At 45.3% G+C, this 1118-nt stretch carries 1 protein-coding gene; it reads right to left on the bottom strand.

The window, feature by feature from the left end:
• Nucleotides 1-59 precede the first annotated feature (59 nt).
• On the bottom strand, nucleotides 60-1118 hold a 1059-nt coding region (locus R8269_RS25615; RefSeq protein ID WP_318222962.1), incomplete at its 5' end, for a topoisomerase DNA-binding C4 zinc finger domain-containing protein.

The raw sequence follows: 1118 nt of genomic DNA, 5'->3' as shown, positions 1-1118 counted from the left end.
GATAGGAAGATATAAAAATAAAGGCAGTGTATTTGCTGCCTTTATTTTACAAGTTGAGTTTAAGCTTTCGCTTTTTTACGTTTATCAGTGACTTCCCACTTACCATCAACGTAAAGTGCAGTCCAACCACTTGGTTTACCGTCGTCTTCTGAACGAACATAGTTCTCTTTCGTCTTACGGCTAAAGCGAACCACGGCTGGGCGGCCATCTGGATCCTCTTGAGGAGCCGTTGTTAGGTACTTAAACTTCTCTGGTAGACGCTCTTCAAAACGCGCCAGTTCAGAGACTAGAGGTGCTCTTGTTTCACGCGATTTAGGGAAGTTGCTTGCCGCCATAAATAGGCCAGAAGCACCATCACGAAGCACAAAGTACGCATCTGAGTTTTCACATGGCAATTCTGGGAAGTGCACAGGATCTTCTTTAGGTGGCGCTACTTCACCGTTCTTCAGGATTTTACGGGTGTTCTTACAAGTTTCACTCGTACAATCCATGTATTTACCAAAGCGACCGTTCTTAAGCACCATGTCTGAGCCACACTTGTCACACTCAACAACAGGGCCATCGTAGCCTTTCACTTTGAATTCGCCGTACTCAACAACATAGCCTTCACAGTTCGGGTTGTTACCACAAACGTGCATCTTGCGCTTGTCATCAATCAAGTACGCGTCCATCGCAGTTTCACAGATCGGACAACGTTTTTTCGCACGAAGAGCAGCCGTTTCAACGTCTTCTTCTAAAACGTTGATAATACCTTCTTCGTCACCCAAGTTAATGGTTGTCTTACAACGTTCTTTAGGTGGCAATGCGTAACCAGAACAGCCTAAGAATACGCCTGTAGAAGCGGTACGAATACCCATAGGGCGACCACATGTCGGACACTCGATATCCGTCATCACAATGTGGTTTAGCTTCATACCACCTTCAGATTCGTCTAACTCGGCTTTTTCTAGGTCACCAGTGAAATCCGCAAAGAAGCTGTCTAGCACTGCTTTCCAGTTCACTTCACCTTCTGCGATTTGGTCCAGTTTCTGTTCCATACGTGCAGTAAAGTCGTAGTTCATCAAATCGTTAAAGCTGTCATCAAGGCGGTCAGTAACAATTTCACCCATTTTTTCAGC

The sequence above is a fragment of the Vibrio sp. Vb0667 genome (assembly GCF_033391095.1).
This window is presented reverse-complemented; position numbering and strand designations above follow the sequence as displayed.